This is a genomic window from Daejeonella sp. JGW-45, from assembly GCF_029360805.1.
Lineage (GTDB): Bacteria > Bacteroidota > Bacteroidia > Sphingobacteriales > Sphingobacteriaceae > Daejeonella.
Map to the genome: position 1 here is coordinate 624,192 of NZ_JARKNC010000001.1, position 17,092 is coordinate 641,283.

Sequence of the window (17,092 nt, forward strand, 5' to 3'; positions counted from 1 at the left end):
ACTTAAATCAAACTAACCCGGGTTATTAAGCTAACCGGGTTTATTAACTTTGCCCGGATGGCAATACAGCTCTACAAACCATTTAACACGCTGAATTTCAGCAAGCAACATTGTTTTCTCAGCGGCGAAAGACTGCAGTCGACAGAAGAGGAGATCGCCGTTTTCCCGGTGTGGCTGATGCAGGAATATAAGCTGGAAGATAAACCGTTTAAGCTTCTTGACGAAAGCATGTCTACCTATAAGGACATGAGACTTCCATGTTCTAATGAAACATACGAGCTTGGTATTGAGCCTCTTGAAGATGAGATCCGCGCTGCATTTCTTAAAGGCTACGATGCCGTTGCCGAACTATCTCAAATAAAACTTTTCCAATGGATTGGAAAGATGGTTTACGGGATCCTCTTTAATGAGATCCGCATCGGAATTCGCCAGCAAAAAGCTAACAATGAAGAGTTTGTTTTTTCGCAGTCGCTGATCCATAAATTCAGCAACCTGCATATTATGCTGCAGTCTATAATCATGCCGGTAGAATTCGAGGGCAGTCTTCCATGGACGATCAAGGTCTTTAAAACGGATACAAAACAAGATCTTTTCAGTTACCGTGACGAGATAAATACACTTACGTTTTCTCTTGGGATGAAAGATTTCGGGATCGTAGCCTGCCTTCAGGATAACGGCACCAATGGGCTCTATCACAGGGAAATTCTTGAGAAGATCAATCAGCAGCCCCTGCATCTTATACAGTTTGAAGAAATATGCGGGAGGTTCTTTTATTCGAATTACCTGTTTAACCGTTTGCCGGAATATACGGTCATGCCCACGGAAGATACCATATATATTGAGGCTATGCCTTTACGTGGAATGAGCAATAAACCTCTTTTTGACGTGTGGCAAAATAGGGTTTATGGGCAGGTACTTGAGAATTTCTGGAAACCCTGGGGACTGGTGTTGTTCGAGATCATAAAAGACCCGGAAAAACCTCTTAGTTACCTGTTGGACCAGGAGGAGAACTTCCGGCCATCTGGTTCCGTCGTACTGCCATCCTGATATCTTCAGGTCTTACCCCCTTCCCGTTAGCTGGCTGATAAAATAACCGGCAACATCCGGGTAGAAAATAATAGTTAGAAGTACGCCTGTAAGTGCCCCATAAAAATGGGCGTCATGGTTAATTGCATCCCGCGAATTACGCGATGCATACCAGCAGTAACCCAGGAACAGGAAACCGTATATAACCGCCGGGATGGGGAGGGGTATCGGAAATATGATCATCTTGTTCAGGGGGTAGAATAAAATAAAACTGAACACTACAGCACACACGGCACCGGATGCTCCCAGGCTGTTATACCAGAAATCTTCCTTGTGCTTCAGGATAGAGGTGATATCGCTGAGCACAATACTGGCGAGATACAATATGCCGAACTGAACATGGCCCCAGCTGCTTAATGAAACGAGTGTTTTTTCGAGCGTAAACGCGAAAAAATAAAAAGACAGCATATTTACTGCCAAATGTCCCCAGTCTTTGTGAATAAGCCCGCTGGTGATCAGGGAATACAGGCGCCTGCCCCGGCTAACGCTGTAAGGGTGCAGCATGAACTTACCATATACCTCGGCATTGGAAAATGCATATATACTTGTTACTATAGTGAATATAAAAATTATCGTTGCTACCGGGGTATCGTTAATAAAGCTCTCCATTATATCAGTTCTCTTCTAGTGCTGGTTAATCGCCCGAAGGCTGCGTAAATAAATTTTTTCCAGCACCAAATATACTATACGCCGAGCATATCTATCTGTTCCGCCAGTTTCCTGTCCTTATCTGTTATCTTATTTCCGGCACTATGTGTGCTCAAACTAATATTTACTTTATTGTATGAATTACTCCAATCCGGGTGGTGGTCCATTTTTTCGGCTAAAAGGGCGACCTTTGACATGAAGCCCCAGGCACTTACAAAGTCTTTAAATTTAAATTCCCTGATAAGTGATTCTGAGTTTGTTTCAGGGTCTGTTGTTTCTTTCCAGCTCATATCAATGTTTGTTTACTTTTGGGAAGACTCTTCACAACGAGGTCGTATGAATGGTCTATCATTTCCTTTAACTGCACATCATTTAACTTTCCGTTCATAAAAACAGTGTTCCAGTGGATTTTGTTCATATGATATCCCGGCTGCACTTCTTCGTATTCCTCGCGCAGGGAAACTGCTTTCTCGGGGTCGCATTTTACGTTAAACCTGTCAGCCTGATCGAGCCCGGCGAGAAGAAATATCTTATCCATCACTTTAAACACAATTGTTTCTTCTCCAAAAGGGAAAGTTTCCTGTACCCGGCTTTTTGAAAGACAATAATCGCGTAAGGTTTCAATGTTCATGTTTAATGGAATAATAGTTGCCGATGTAGAAGGCGGGTAATACAATTGATCTATTTTTGTACTTAATAAAATTAAGCAAAAATGAGTGTCTCTGAAAATATAAGCTATACCGTTGTTGAACGGTTCATAAAATATACATCGATCGATACCCAGTCGGATCCTTCGTCAGGCACTTGCCCTTCAACTGAAAAGCAAAAGGACCTTGCGAGACTGCTCGTTGCAGAGCTTTTTGAAATGGGTATAGCCGATGCGCACCATGACGACAACGGCTATGTGTATGCCACCATCCCGGCAAATACGAAGAAAAAAGTTCCGGTAATATGTTTTTGCTCGCATATGGATACGTCGCCTGACTGCAGCGGAAAGGATGTGAGAGCGATCATACATGAAAATTATCAGGGCCAGGATATTATACTACCTGATGACCCTACCCAAATATTGAGAATGAAAGACCATCCTGACCTGAAAGACCAGATAGGCAATGATATTATTACGGCAAGCGGTACTACCTTGCTTGGCGCCGATAATAAGGCGGGATTGGCGGAAATAATGGATGCCGCTAACTTTTTAGTATCGCATCCTGAATATAAGCACGGAGCAATTAAAATCTTATTTACACCTGATGAAGAGATCGGCCGGGGTGTGGATAGGGTTGATCTCAAAAAATTAAATGCTGAATTTGCTTATACTGTTGATGGCGAAACTGTAGGCTCGATAGAGAACGAAACCTTTTCTGCCGATGGTGTTAAAGTGGTGATAAACGGCGTGAGCAGTCATCCTGGTTTTGCCCGCGGGAAAATGGAAAGCGCTATCAAGATAGCATCTCAGGTTTTAGCTTGTCTCCCAAAGGAAAAACTCTCTCCCGAAAGCACTTCAGATAAAGATGGTTTCATTCACCCGGTTTCAATTTCCGGAACAGTGGAACAAGCTACCATAGAACTGATCATGCGGGACTTCAACGCCCTTTCCCTTAAAAGCCACGAAAGGATCCTCGAGGTTATCATCGAGGAGGTACTACAAGAATATCCTAATTCTACTTACAAACTGGTAGTCGAAGAGCAATACCGGAATATGAAGGAAATAATTGACCGTCACCCCAAAATAATGGAACTCGGAATTAAGGCTATTGAACGGAGCGGGTTGAAAGCAAAGCTCCAGAGCATCAGGGGTGGTACTGATGGCTCGCGATTATCATTCATGGGCCTGCCCTGTCCCAACATTTTCGCGGGCGAACACGCCTTCCACGGCAAGCAGGAATGGGTTTCTGTTCAGGATATGCAAAAAGCTGTTCTTACGATCATTCACCTGGCTCTGCTTTGGGAAGAAGAGAGCTGAGTTCAACCGCAGTTATCGTTTCCTATATTTGCGTGCCCTTTATAAATGTTACGTTGGTGAAAATTCAAATAGCGAGAAATCCCGTATGTGATTAGTGTAATTTACTTACAACAGGTTTAAACCTTAACTTATAGTCTAAACTCCAGAAGATGATCAAAAGAAAAAGTGCTGTGATAGCCGTTGCTTATGTCGCTTTACTCCATTTAAGTCCTGTATACGCTCAAAAAAAAGCAGAACTGATAACCACCGTATGGGCAGATAAAACAATTGTTGCAGACGGTAATCTGGGCGACTGGCAAGACAGCCTTACATACTACAATGACGCCACAAGGCTTAGGTACAGCCTCGCTAATGATGATAAGAATATTTACCTGGCTTTAAAGAGTGATTCCAGGGAAGACCTGACCAGGATCCTGGCGGGTGGAATAAGCTTTTCTGCAAATATCGAGGGCAAAAAGAAGGATCCGCCTACGGTGATATTCCCGGTTCTCGACCGCACACCTGGCAAGCCCCGTAATATTAAGGAGCAGCCTGAAATGGAGGAAAGGCAGAACCAGATCCTTTCCAGGATAAAAGATATTAAAGTAAGGGGCTTCAAAGAAATAATTGACGGAGGCATCTCTCTGCAAAACATGTATGGTATACGCGCTGCTGCCGGCTTTGATAAAGAAAATAAGCTCGTTCAGGAGATCATCATTCCCTTAAGCCTGCTGAATTTAAGCATATCCAACCCGGGGGACGTAATTTACAATATTAAGATCAATGGATTACCGGGACCTTCTGCTAATATGTCGCGGCAGAATATGCCACGCCAGCAAATGGGTGGTATGTACGGCAGCCCGTTCCCGCAGCGCAGCATGCCCCTGAATAAGCTACAAACATCAACCGATTTCTACATAAAAAGCAGCCTGGCTACGAGACAATAAAATCAACTTGCTGACAGCACTCCTGAACTTTTAATTACGTTATGTGGTAACGTACACGTTATTGTTTACATGATTTTTTTTATATTAGGATTGAAAAACCACCCTGATAATGGAAAGACGAAAGTTCATTACAAAAGGCATAGCAGCCAGTGCAATACTACCAGCAGCTTATTCAATAATGGGACAAGAGGCGGCAGCTGCAGAAATAGCTAGTAAAACCTCACCTGCCAGCCCCCCTGAAAATGATCCTGTTGTTATAGAACGACCTGTTGCCGGGAAACCCCACAAAGGAAAGGTACTGGCAGTGATCCAGCCCCATTGCGATGACATTGCTTTGTTTGCCGCCGGCACTGTCGCAAAGCTTGTCGATGAGGGCTATACTGCTTATATGATCCGGACTTCTAATGATGATGTGGCGGGCCGCGGCAAAACTCTTGGAGAACGTGTCGTTAATAATGAGATTGACACTGAAGCCACTGCGAAGGTGCTCGGGATCACAAAGGTTTACGATCTTCACTACCGGAATCACCGGATGGATGAATATAATATACAAGAGATTAAAGGCCGTCTGATATTCCTGTTCCGTTTGCTTAAGGTTGATACAGTTATGTGCTACGATCCCTGGGGGCATTATGAAGAAAACCCGGACCATTATGTCACTGCGAAAGCTGTTGAAGCAGCCCGGTGGATGGCCGGGAGCCTGGACTATCCCGAGCATTTTGAAGTTGTAAAACCGCATGCTGTGCAGGAGCGATATTATTTTGCCCGGGGTCCGCAATTAGTAAACCGCGTGGTAGATATCAGCAAATACATTGACATAAAGGTTGAAAGCAATGTGGTGATAAAAACGCAGGGACCTGGCGGCGACGCTGGTGCCAATCTAAGAAAAAGTTTAGCGGCTCAGGGTAAAACACTTCCGCTTCTGGGAGATAACGATGATACAGCCAACGCCGCATTTGTAAAACACTTTGTACTGGATGTTGACTCAGAATACCACAGGGCTGTTCCCTCAGACAAGGAGGTAGGAAAGAAGTATGGTCTTGAGTGGGCAGAGCAGTTTCATTATTTCGGGAAACCGGTATCGGTAATCCCTGATTATGTAGCAAAAAACGCCAGATAGAAATAAAAAAGCCACTCGTTTTGAGTGGCTTTTGTGGTCCCGACGAGAATCGAACTCATATCTAAAGTTTAGGAAACTTCTATTCTATCCCCGTCCGAACGGCGTTCAGCCGGGCGGGCGTTGAACTACCGGGTCAGTTTCCCCCTTAGATACCTGCGGCCCGCCGAAGATTTAAAATATTTCTCTCGTGCTATCGCCTCCTTTTCAGTCAAAAAACTCTCAAAATACGCCAGTTCAAAAGGCAGATAAGGACGAATCGAAACCGTCAAGCCCGAGTTGTGCTGCATTAACCGGTTATGAACATCTTTACAATGGCCTTTGTAATAAAAGTCTGCCACCTGGCTCTTAATTACGTATGCGAAGTACATAAGCTAGTGATGTGGCATAAATGTATACTGTTGAGAATGTATTTACAAACTGACTTAGGAAACGGTGAAAAAACAAAAGCTGCCCGGTTTGAGCAGCTTTGTGGTCCCGACGAGAATCGAACTCATATCTAAAGTTTAGGAAACTTCTATTCTATCCGTTGAACTACGGGACCTGGTCACCTTATTTCGCTGCCACTCGGAAATTCTTCCGAAGGCGCAACAAAACTAAGCTTTCCGTTTGAATTTTCCGCCATCAGAATCATTCCCTGGGATAAAATTCCTTTTATTTCACGGGGTTCAAGATTAATAAGCACTGAAACCTGTTTGCCAATAATGTTTTCGGGCTCGAAATATTCAGCAATGCCTGATACAATAGTACGCTGATCTATTCCGGTATCGACCTGAAGCTTTAAAAGCTTTTTAGTTTTGGCGACCTTTTCAGCTGCCAATATCTTACCCACACGAATATCCATGGCTGCGAATTGGTCAAAATTAATATTTGCTTTCGCCAGGGACGGCCCACTATCTTCCTGTGTATTTGCAAGCTTGGTATCCATCAATTTTTTGATCTGGAAATCAATAACATCATCTTCTATCTTGTCGAAAAGCAGAGATGCTTCGTTAAGCTGATGGCCTGATTGAAGCATGTCCGCCGTTCCGGCATTGGCCCAGGGCTGCGGATCCAGGTTGAGCATTTTAAAAAGCTTCTCTGCGCTGAAAGGCAGGAAAGGCTGAGCAAGAATTGCGAGGTTCGCCGCTATCTGCAGGCCAGTATTCAAAATCGTTTTAACGCGTTCCTCATCAGTCTTAATTAATTTCCAGGGCTCCTCATCTGCTAGATACTTGTTGCCGAGCCGGGCCAGGTTCATAAATTCTGTCAGGGCCTCTCTGAACCTGTACTGTTCAAGTGACGATGATACACTCACGGGATACTTTTTAAGCTCCTCAATAACATTCACGTCTGTTTCTGTTAATGCAGAACCGGATACAACCCGGCCATCAAAATATTTATGTGAAAGAACAAGTACACGATTTATAAAATTACCGAATATTGCTACCAGCTCATTGTTGTTCCGTGCCTGAAAATCCTTCCACGTGAAATCATTGTCCTTTGTTTCCGGAGCTGTTGCAGTCAGCACATACCTAAGTACATCCTGTTTTCCCGGAAAATCACGCAGGTATTCATTTAACCAGACTGCCCAGTTTCTTGAAGTAGATATTTTATCGCCTTCAAGGTTCAGGAACTCATTCGCAGGAACATTATCAGCCAGCTTATAATCCCCATGAGCCATTAACATAGCAGGAAAAATAATACAGTGGAAAACGATATTATCCTTCCCGATGAAATGAACCAGCTTAGTATCCTCGTCCTTCCAATACTTTTCCCAGTTTTGAGATGGCTTCTGGCCATCGTTCAGATAATACTCAGCTTTTTTCCTGGCGCTTAATCCCGCATCGCAAAGATCCTTAGTCGCTGATATATAACCTATAGGCGCATCAAACCATACATACAATACTTTTCCCTCCGCATTCTTCACCGGCACCTGTACACCCCAGTCAAGATCACGAGTCATGGCTCTCGGGTGTAAACCACCCTTCAACCACGACTTGCATTGCCCATACACGTTCGGTCGCCAATCTTTATGCGAATCTATATACCTTTCTATCTCGGGCTGCATTTTATCAAGAGGCAAAAACCAATTGGTAGTTTTTTTTAACACAGGCTTTTGTCCCGAAAGCGTCGAATGTGGGTTAATAAGCTCATTGGGACTTAAAGAAGTGCCGCACTTTTCACACTGGTCGCCATAGGCATTCTCGTTACCGCAGTTAGGGCATGTACCAACAATATACCGGTCGGCAAGGAACTGCCCCGCCGTTTCATCAAAATATTGTTCAGTTTCCTCCTCGGTAAAAACACCTTTATCATAGAGGTTTTTGAAAAATCCCGACGCGGTTTCATGATGGGTTTGAGACGATGTCCGGTGATAAATATTAAATGATACACCAAAATCCCTGAAGGAATCACCAATCACCTTGTGGTATTTATCTACCACTTGTTGAGGAGTCGTTCCCTCTTTTCTTGCTTTTAAAGTTATCGGTACGCCATGTTCGTCAGAACCACAAATAAACACCACATCGCGGCCGGCAGACCTTAGATACCTGACGTAAATATCTGCAGGGACATATACTCCGGCAAGGTGGCCTATATGTACCGGACCATTTGTATAAGGAAGCGCTGCGGTTACAGTGTATCGTTTGAAATTTTGTCCCAAAATCTGAAAATTAGCGTTAATTAGCTTTTTGATAATTTGCAAAGATAAACGCTTAGGGCCTAATTTTCTAATTGGATAATTTGACAATAAGTTTATATGCTATTTTGTTTATTTGTGAATCCTGAACCAAATAATTTATCCTGGCAACTTGATAGCTCCACCATATTTAAATAAAGGCGACACAGTCGCAATTACTTGTCCGGCAAAAAAACTACCCGTGCCAATAGATGACGCGGTACGCCTGCTTGAGTCATGGGGATTAAATGTGATCCTTGGCGATACAGTCTATGCATCCTGGAATCAGTTTGCCGGCGATGATGAAATGCGCGCCTCAGATTTTCAGCGGTTTATCGATGACGATTCCGTTAAAGCTATTTTTGCTGCCAGGGGCGGATACGGCACGATTCGAATAATCGACGACATTGATTTCTCTTCTTTTCAGCGAAACCCGAAATGGATAATTGGCTTTAGTGATATTACCGTCCTGCATAGCCATATCCACAGCGTGTTTAATGTTCAGAGCATCCACGGACAAATGCCATTAACAATCCCCGACGGTACAAAGGTCTCCCTCGAAACGCTAAGAAAAGCTCTTTTTAATGAAAAAGTAGATTATGAGTTTGAAAGCTTCGCAAAAAACCGGAGTGGTTCGGCTACCGGCATACTTACCGGCGGCAATCTTACTTTATTGCTTATGATGGCAGGCTCGGTTTCAGAACAGAGTTATAAAGACAAAATACTATTTCTGGAAGATGTGGGGGAGTATTTCTACTCTATTGACAGGATGATCATCAACTTTAAACGGGCCGGCATACTCAGGAGTTTGAAGGGGTTGATAATTGGGGGATTTACGGATCTTAAAGATAATGACATACCCTTCGGACAAACGGCAGAGGAGATTATCATGTCCCATGTCAGAGAGTATGATTACCCGGTTTGCTTCAATTTTCCTGCAGGCCATATAGAAGATAACAGGGCGCTTATCTTTGGACGGGAGGCTACACTGTTAGTCAGCGGCCAGTCAGTTTCATTAAAATACACAAATCACGTTTCATAACATTTTGCAATTATTATTATGGCTTTATTAGCATCCCTTGGAAAATACAGAAATACAGGATTATTGATCATTCGCTTAGGCCTTGGTATCATGATGATGATGCATGGTTATCCAAAGCTTCTCGGCGGTCCTGAAAAATGGGAAGCTGTGGGAAGTTCGATGAAGCACCTGGGCATTACGTTTGTGCCTGCAGTTTGGGGGCTTCTTGCTGCCGCTACTGAAACGTTTGGTGGGTTTTTAGTCCTTATTGGCCTGGCTTTCAGACCGGTTTGTCTTCTGCTGACATTCACTATGGTAGTAGCTGCAACTATGCATCTTCAAACATCAGCCAATTACATGGTTGCTTCGCAAGCCATTGAAGTCGGGGTCGTATTTTTGGGACTGGCATTTATAGGGCCGGGAAAATACAGCATTGATAAGAAGTGATCTTAAAATAAGTAATGCTTTAAATAAAAAGCTCCCTGGTATAATAATACCAGGGAGCTTTTTCGATAGATCACATTCTTTAGTAACCCGGATTTTGTGTCAAATTAGGATTCGCGTTAAGCTCATCCTGTGGAATCGGCCAAATGTATTTATGGTCGGTATACGGAATTGCAGCCTTACCTGTTGCTGTAACCGGGCGATTCACCACATCCCAGTTGGATCCGGTACCGCTTAAGTTTGTTACCAGGATCTTAGCGGGTATACCGCCGCCCGCAACAGCGAACTGGCTTTGAGATAAGCGCGTGATATCCGGCCACCTGCGTCCCTCTCCGGCAAATTCAACTCTGCGTTCATTCAGGATCGCCTGGGTTAAAGCATCCTGGGAAGTAAAGTTGGCGATTGTATAACGATCCGTCACTGGAACCGCCCTGTTTCTAACAGCGTTTAGCAAGCCTAATGCACGTAAGTCAAGAGCTGTAGTTCTTGAATATGCTTCTGCTACGTTTAGCAAAACCTCTGCATAACGAATGATTGGCGCCCAGTCCGTACTAGTCGTAGGGTCGCGATACTTGTAATTAAAGAAGTATTTGGCCCCATTAGTGCTTTGTTGAATCTGAAGCAGAGTTCTTCTTGTATCGCCGGTAACCCAGAAGGCAGCATTATATAAATTAGGACTGGTAGCAACCAATCCACGGCCAACCTGACTGTTGATAGCATTAGCGGCCGGGCCAAACATATTTGGCAAAGCTCCATTCACGCCGCCATTTGCCGCAGATCCATTTTCTATAGAGAAGATTGATTCTGTGTTGTTGCTAAAACTCACAAATGGCCCGTCAGGACTTGCCGTAAGGCTATAACCTCCTATAGGACTGGTGTATGGTGCCGCAGCAGCACCCGTTCCAAGCTTGGCACCCTCGGTTATAACACCGGCAAAGTCATTCATATGCAGCTTCACACGCGTTTTAAGTGCAATAGCCGCACCCTTAGTGGCGCGTGCGATCTTGCCGGTAGTTCTTGTAGCAGGAAGATTAGTCTCCGCGAAATCAAGATCCGCAAGGATCTTGTTATAAACTTCAGCAACTGTTCCTCGTGTCTGTGAAAGAGTTGAAGCCACGGTGGAAGCACCGGTTACAGCAACTGTCCGATATGGTACGCCCGGCTTATTTCCATTTCCATCAACGAATGGACGACAGTAATTGATCACGAGCTCATGATGAGCCAGGGCGCGAAGAAATCTTGCCTCTCCTGCATACTGGTCTGCAATCGCCTGAGTTATCGTGCCTGCCCCTGCCGCGGCAGTAACACCGTCAATAACGACGTTACACTGGTTGATCACTGAGTATAAATTAATGAACATATTCCAGTTGTTGGCGCTCGATGCCGCGGCAGTGATCGTGGTTTCGTAAGTAATCTGGTAGAATGTTGCCAGGTTAACCATATCTTCGCCTCTCATCTCCCCCTGCTCAATAGAAGCAGCGCCAAAAGGGTAACCACGACCTGTAGTACCATTATAGTTTCCAACAGCCGCCCTGCTATACACACCGTTCATCGCCAGCTCGATATTAGCCGGGTTAGAGAAGGCTGTAGCCTCGGATAACTGGCTCAGGGGACTTAGTTCCGTGAATTTTTTACACGAAGAGATAAGCAGCAAGCCCGTAAAGCATATCACCAGCATCCCTCTTTTAACAAATGTGTTTTTTATAATACTTTTCATATTTCTTCTTATTTAAAATCCAACATTTAATCCCAACACGAATGTCCTTGATATCGGATTTGTGTTATAATCAACCCCGACAGTACTGTTTGATGTCACGCTTGTATTAAGCTCCGGATCCAGCCCAGAGTAATCGGTAATGATGAATGCATTCATCACTTGTGCGTACAGTCTGATTTTGTTGAATTTGAGGCTGTTTACTGCTGATACTGGCAATGTATATCCGAGGGTTATATTTTGCCCGCGGATATAGCTTCCATCTTCCACGAAACGGGAAACAGTATTAGCAGTTAGGTTAGTGAATGCGTCACGTCCGTAGTATAGGCGTGGAGTCTGTGTGTTTGGATTTGACGAAGTCCATCTGTTCAGTAACTCAGCACCTCCGTTAAGGAATTTTTGATTTAACAAACTCTCCTGACGGGTTGCATTCATCACCTCGTTTCCACCGGAGAAAGTCAGGAATATGTTCAGGTCCAATCCTTTATACGTAAAGGTATTGTTTAATCCGCCGAAATAAGTCGGGCTTGAATTACCCAGGATTACCCTGTCGGCCGCAGCTAACGTAGATGATGCGCCAGCAGTACCCGGATTAGCCGGATCATACACGTTATATGACTGGGTAGCAATATTACCCTGAATGATCTGTCCGTTTGCCTTACGGTATAGCGGGTTTCCATTTGCCGGGTTCACACCTTCATATCTATAACCATAGAGAGATGCAATCGATTCACCCACACGGTGGATATTATATGTAAATACAACATCAGAGTTCTTATTGGCAAGAGCTTTAACCTTGTTTTTCACTAAAGTGAGATTCAGGTCTGTTGACCATGAGAAATCATCTTTCTGAACATTAACCGAACCTACAGTGAACTCAAAGCCTTTATTGTTCATGCTGCCGACGTTCTGGTTAATACCGTTTCCAGGTACGCCAAGAGATAAAGGAGTAGGAACGAAAAGAATAATGTTATCTACGTCATTTGTGAAATAATCAGCGCTTAAGTTTAAGCGGTTATTGAACATCGCAAGATCAACCCCAACATTGTACTTTTTGCTGGTTTCGAATTTCAGATCAGGGTTACCTGCCTGGCTGAAGAACAATCCGCTATTGGCGCCGTAAGTAGCCGCGCTGAAGTTACCAGCGAACGGATAATTACCTATATCTGTATTACCTACTTTAGAGTAACCACCGCGAATTTTGAAGTCGTTAATGAACTGGAATGCAGACGAATTCTTGAAAAAGCCTTCTTCCGAAATTCTCCAACCCAAAGAAGCACCCGGGAGGTTTGCAATCTGGTTTCCCTGTGGCAGGGAAGAGATCTGGTCAGAACGGAATGTAGCGCTTAACAGGTATTTTCCTTTGAAGGAGTAGTTACCCCGGACAAACAGTGATTTGTAAGCCTGTTCCGAAACTGAACCGCCAAGCCCGAATGTAGCTTGCGGAAAAGAGTTACTGATAATGTTTTCTCCGCCAAAGAATGTTGTCGATATACTGGTCGCACTGGCATTAAATGCCCGGTATCTTGACTTCTGGAATTCTAGTCCTCCGATCACACCGAAATTATGGTTCCCCATGGTTTTGTTATACCCCAGGGTGTTCGTCCATACATAACGGAATGTGGGGATATATTGTTGAAATGCATATCCTCCGACACCTCTTCCGTCACCGTGCAGAGGGCTGTAATATTGGTAATCCTCGCCAAAAAGGCCATTCGTAGAGATCTGTGTCTTAAGATCAAGACCATCGATGATATTAAAGTTCACAAACGCACCACCAATCAGATTAGTAGTTTGATTACGGAATTTGTTGTTCGCCAATACAAATGCGATGTTGGTATAATTATCATCAATCTCCCTCAAGTTGGCTCCTCTTCCCAAACGGGCAAGGTCGGCACTGAAATTATATGAACCATCCGGATTCATTGGAGCTACGTTAGGTAAGGCGCGGATTGCATTTCCAACGTTCCCTGAAAGAGCGTTAGTTCCTGCATTCAATCCAAAGTTCCTGGTATAGGCTACATTAGCATTGATCCCGAACGTAAGGTGCTTATCAAGCGCACTTTGTTCGATCTTTCCAAAGAATGAATATTTGTTCTGAGTGTTAGACTTAATGGCCCCTTCAAGGTCATTATAACCTAAGGAGAAATAATAATTGGATTGTTCCGTTGCACCGCTCACTGCTATTGCATGACTTTGCTGGAACGCACCTTTGTTAAAAACTACGTCCTGCCAGTCGGTATTAATACCACTTGCAACAGCACCCGCTGCACCGCCGGCATTGGTTAATTTCTCATTAGCAATCGTTATAAACTGGTCAGCGCTTAAAAGATCAAACGTCTTTGCCACGCTTGAAGACGAGAACCATGAATTATAAGCTATCTGGGGCTTCCCAGCCGTCCCTTTTTTAGTGGTGATTATAACCACACCATTGGCCGCTCTTGAACCATAAATTGCAGTTGCTGCACCGTCCTTCAATACGTCAACGCTCTGGATATCATTAGGATTGATATCTCCAAGCGGATTTGTAGTGGTAGTACCACTTTGGTTTCCCGTCACCACAGGAAGACCATCGACAACATACAAAGGCTCAGTACCATTAGAAATACTATTTACACCGCGAATTCGCACCCTTGGCGCCTGACCTAAGATACCGCTCGACACGGTAACCTGAACTCCCGAAACCCGCCCTGCCAGAGCCTGGTCAAAACTGGCTACCGGTTTGTCAGCAAGTGCTCCGCCTGTAACGCTTCCTACAGATCCGGTAACCTCCTTACGGGACTGTGTACCATATCCCACGACAACTACCTCGCTAAGCTGACGCCTGTCTGAAGTTAATTGCACAGTCATTGAAGTACCTGAGATTGCCACCGTTTGAGGCAGGTAGCCAATATAGCTAAATGCTAACGAGGTTGCTCCTGCCGGAACCTGCAGCGAAAAACGACCGTTTCCGTCTGTCGTTGTACCTGCAGTTGTTCCTGTTGCTTTAATACTTACCCCGGGCAGAGGCAAGCCATCCATCTTGTCTGTAACTGTTCCGGTTACAGTGCGTTCCTGTGCAAATGCCTGTACGGCAATAAATAGCACGAGAAACAAACTTTGTAAAAGTCTTTTCATCCTTGTTCTATATTTAGTTAGTTATTATGGTTAGAATGTCAAAAATGAGCAACAAACACGTTACAACAAAATATTTTGTTAATTCTTTTAACCTTTTCAATACAATGAATTGATTAACAGGTAATTAATTTTAAACAAGAAAATTACACTAAATCAAAATCTACTGAAATTCAGCTGGTTATAAGCGTTGGAAAGGAGTAAGATATCGAAGTGAAAAAGAAATCGTTCAACACTATATCCGATTTATCACCAGGTAAAAAATGCTGGCCCATCTATAATTCCCTGATCCAATCAAAAAAGTTCGGGGAAATAAAATCGCATAACACATTATAATACAGCAAATTGATTTGATATTAAATACATACAATGTAACAAAATAATATACATTATATATTTGCACACTACTATGTATTGCAACATACCATACAAAGCATATATCTTTGCTATATGATAGTGGAGAACACACAAACCCAAATGAGGAAGGGAATACTGGAATATTGTATTCTTTCAATTATTTCCCGAGGGGAGATATATGCTTCAGACATTATTGCCGAATTAAATAAAGCCAAGCTGTTGGTGGTCGAGGGTACGCTGTATCCGCTGCTGACCCGTCTAAAAAACAACGGGCTGCTTTCCTATAACTGGCAGGAATCAACTTCCGGTCCGCCTAGAAAATACTATATACTTTCTCCTGCCGGACTCGAAGTTTTAAAAAGACTGGATATCACCTGGGAAGAACTTTCGTATTCAGTAAAAACATCTCTCGAAGGGCGAAAACTTAATTCAAACGAAACAACCAAAAACCGCGATCATGAATAAGACTATAATTATAAATATAAACGGCATCGTCTTTCATATAGAGGAAGACGCTTATGAGGTTCTCAGGGCCTATATGACCGATGTTAAACGGCACTTTGCCTATTCGGCAGATAGCGAGGAAATTGTCACAGACATAGAAAACAGGCTGGCTGAGATGTTTAATGAAAGACTTGAAGTTGATCATAAACAAGTTATTGAACTGCCTGATGTAACCTTTGTTACAGGAAAAATGGGCAACGTTAATGATTTTGACCTGGATGAAGAGGACGGAACCTCATTGCGGTCTGTCAGGAAATTATTCCGCGACACTGATGACCGTATTCTTGGGGGCGTTTGTTCAGGTATAGGGCATTTCTTTAATGTTGAGCCGAGGTGGATGCGTTTACTCGCAATCGCGTTAATCTTCATCGGAGGGCTTGGCTTACCTGTCTACGTTATTTTATGGATCATTATGCCGGCCGCTAATACACGTGCAGAGAAAATGGCAATGAAAGGGGAGCCTATTAACCTGCAGAACTTTAAGAAGAATTTCGATGAGGAGATAGAGGGCTTAAAGGGCGGCTTAAACAGGGCACATAATGAAGTAAGACCGGTAGTATACCAGATCGGAAAATTCATAGAAACATTGGCAACTCTGTTCATTAAACTTGTGGTGAGCATTGTTGCATTCGCGGGTATCCTGGCAATGATCGCATTATTTATAGGCTTGGTAGTTTTCCTCGGCTACTGGAACAGCAATGAACTTAATACGTTCCCGTTTACTATCGTGAATCCGGGTTATAAGTCCGTTTTAGCGCTAAGTGCATTCATTATAGTAGTTATACCACTTACCGCCCTGGTGCTGTTCGCTCTCCGGGTTTTGGTAACCAGGATTACAATATCAAAAACAGTTTATTTCAGCATGCTTATCATCTGGATCGCCGGTCTTGTATTGGGTGCATATCACGCGTCCAAAATTGCGTCCGAATTTAATGAGGAAGCCGAGTTTTCAGTCACAACACCATTGACCCCGTTGCCGGTCTACCACCTCAAAGTAAACCGCGTGGAATTCCTGACAAAGGAAGACAGCCTGCAGTACAATATTAACCCCGCCAATTTTAAGGGAACATTGATAAGCAGGGATCGGGATTCCAACAATCCCAGAAGTGTAAGGATCGTGATCGTAAGAGGAGAGGTCAACAAACCAACACTGGTCCAGGAGTTTAGCGCACGCGGCCCTAATTTCGAGACTGCCCTGGCAACAGCCCGCCGTACTAAACATGAGTTCGTTCAAAAAGATTCCGTTTTGATGTTCCACTCCAAAACACACCTGCAAAAACGCGAGTTGTGGCGCGACCAATCGGTAAGGTTAATTCTTCGCATTCCAGAAAACACAAGGCTGATGATTGACGATGATGTTAACTCATACTTGTCAGACCATGACGTTTGGGAATGTCATCCACCTAATGCTCCAAGGGATTATATTTCCGAGTGGAGGATGACATCAGAAGGATTAAAGTGTCAAAATGATACGTTGTTTCCTCAACAGCAAGATTCTATACAACTAAACCCATAAGAAAGGCCGGGTGTTATCCC

At 43.8% G+C, this 17,092-nt stretch carries 15 protein-coding genes and 2 tRNA genes; 8 read left to right on the plus strand and 9 right to left on the minus strand.

Annotation, left to right across the window (positions count from 1 at the left end):
• Positions 1 to 57 precede the first annotated feature (57 nt).
• On the plus strand, positions 58 to 1,047 hold the full coding sequence (locus P2W76_RS02880) for a hypothetical protein (protein WP_276345977.1): 990 nt from the start codon (positions 58 to 60) through the stop codon (positions 1,045 to 1,047).
• Positions 1,048 to 1,059: 12 nt separating this feature from the next.
• Here the strand turns inward: P2W76_RS02880 and P2W76_RS02885 are convergent, their stop codons facing one another.
• The 3 genes from P2W76_RS02885 to P2W76_RS02895 all read right to left on the minus strand — a co-directional run bounded on the left by P2W76_RS02885 (position 1,060) and on the right by P2W76_RS02895 (position 2,365).
• Positions 1,060 to 1,695: a rhomboid family intramembrane serine protease gene (locus tag P2W76_RS02885; RefSeq protein WP_276345978.1), complete on the minus strand. Its 636-nt coding sequence runs from the start codon at positions 1,693 to 1,695 to the stop codon at positions 1,060 to 1,062.
• Between the two features lie 74 nt (positions 1,696 to 1,769).
• Positions 1,770 to 2,024, minus strand: coding sequence for a 4a-hydroxytetrahydrobiopterin dehydratase (locus P2W76_RS02890; protein ID WP_276345979.1), 255 nt, complete (start codon positions 2,022 to 2,024; stop codon positions 1,770 to 1,772).
• Positions 2,021 to 2,365, minus strand: a complete 345-nt coding sequence (locus tag P2W76_RS02895) for an MmcQ/YjbR family DNA-binding protein (protein ID WP_276345980.1) — start codon at positions 2,363 to 2,365, stop codon at positions 2,021 to 2,023. Before P2W76_RS02895 ends, P2W76_RS02890 begins: the two co-directional genes overlap by 4 nt.
• Before the next feature lie 81 nt (positions 2,366 to 2,446).
• On the opposite strand from P2W76_RS02895, the gene pepT reads away from it, so the two are divergent.
• From pepT to P2W76_RS02910, 3 genes are all read left to right on the plus strand, one after another.
• A complete protein-coding gene (pepT, locus tag P2W76_RS02900) occupies positions 2,447 to 3,700 on the plus strand; it encodes a peptidase T (RefSeq protein ID WP_276345981.1) in 1,254 nt (417 codons plus the stop codon).
• Between the two features lie 149 nt (positions 3,701 to 3,849).
• Positions 3,850 to 4,626, plus strand: a complete 777-nt coding sequence (locus P2W76_RS02905; protein WP_276345982.1) for a hypothetical protein — start codon at positions 3,850 to 3,852, stop codon at positions 4,624 to 4,626.
• Between the two features lie 109 nt (positions 4,627 to 4,735).
• Positions 4,736 to 5,746, plus strand: coding sequence for a PIG-L family deacetylase (locus P2W76_RS02910; RefSeq protein WP_276345983.1), 1,011 nt, complete (start codon positions 4,736 to 4,738; stop codon positions 5,744 to 5,746).
• Positions 5,747 to 5,780: 34 nt separating this feature from the next.
• On the opposite strand, the gene P2W76_RS02915 is transcribed toward P2W76_RS02910, so the two are convergent.
• From P2W76_RS02915 to metG, 4 genes are all read right to left on the minus strand, one after another.
• Positions 5,781 to 5,875, minus strand: a tRNA-Arg gene (locus P2W76_RS02915).
• Positions 5,872 to 6,114 carry a GIY-YIG nuclease family protein gene (locus P2W76_RS02920; protein ID WP_276345984.1) on the minus strand — a complete coding sequence of 81 codons (243 nt, stop codon included), beginning with the start codon at positions 6,112 to 6,114 and terminating at the stop codon, positions 5,872 to 5,874. Before P2W76_RS02920 ends, P2W76_RS02915 begins: the two co-directional genes overlap by 4 nt.
• Positions 6,115 to 6,215: 101 nt before the next feature.
• A tRNA-Arg gene (locus P2W76_RS02925) sits at positions 6,216 to 6,287 on the minus strand.
• 3 nt (positions 6,288 to 6,290) lie between these two features.
• The gene (gene metG, locus P2W76_RS02930; protein ID WP_276346070.1) at positions 6,291 to 8,390 is read right to left on the minus strand and encodes a methionine--tRNA ligase; all 2,100 of its coding nucleotides are present in this window, start codon (positions 8,388 to 8,390) and stop codon (positions 6,291 to 6,293) included.
• Between the two features lie 145 nt (positions 8,391 to 8,535).
• Here metG and P2W76_RS02935 point away from each other — a divergent pair, with 145 nt between their 5' ends.
• A complete protein-coding gene (locus P2W76_RS02935) occupies positions 8,536 to 9,444 on the plus strand; it encodes an LD-carboxypeptidase (RefSeq protein WP_276345985.1) in 909 nt (302 codons plus the stop codon).
• 18 nt (positions 9,445 to 9,462) lie between these two features.
• On the plus strand, positions 9,463 to 9,870 hold the full coding sequence (locus P2W76_RS02940) for a DoxX family protein (RefSeq protein WP_276345986.1): 408 nt from the start codon (positions 9,463 to 9,465) through the stop codon (positions 9,868 to 9,870).
• Between the two features lie 79 nt (positions 9,871 to 9,949).
• Here P2W76_RS02940 and P2W76_RS02945 read toward each other — a convergent pair whose 3' ends face one another.
• Together P2W76_RS02945 and P2W76_RS02950 are read right to left on the minus strand one after the other, a co-directional pair.
• Positions 9,950 to 11,584 (minus strand): RagB/SusD family nutrient uptake outer membrane protein, encoded by a 1,635-nt coding sequence (locus P2W76_RS02945; protein WP_276345987.1) that lies wholly within the window; start codon positions 11,582 to 11,584, stop codon positions 9,950 to 9,952.
• A gap of 12 nt (positions 11,585 to 11,596) precedes the next feature.
• Positions 11,597 to 14,698, minus strand: a complete 3,102-nt coding sequence (locus P2W76_RS02950; RefSeq protein WP_276345988.1) for a TonB-dependent receptor — start codon at positions 14,696 to 14,698, stop codon at positions 11,597 to 11,599.
• Between the two features lie 447 nt (positions 14,699 to 15,145).
• Here P2W76_RS02950 and P2W76_RS02955 point away from each other — a divergent pair, with 447 nt between their 5' ends.
• Complete coding sequence (locus P2W76_RS02955) at positions 15,146 to 15,517, plus strand: PadR family transcriptional regulator (RefSeq protein ID WP_276345989.1); 372 nt, start codon at positions 15,146 to 15,148, stop codon at positions 15,515 to 15,517.
• Positions 15,510 to 17,072, plus strand: coding sequence for a PspC domain-containing protein (locus P2W76_RS02960; RefSeq protein ID WP_276345990.1), 1,563 nt, complete (start codon positions 15,510 to 15,512; stop codon positions 17,070 to 17,072). Before P2W76_RS02955 ends, P2W76_RS02960 begins: the two co-directional genes overlap by 8 nt.
• Positions 17,073 to 17,092: the final 20 nt, after the last annotated feature.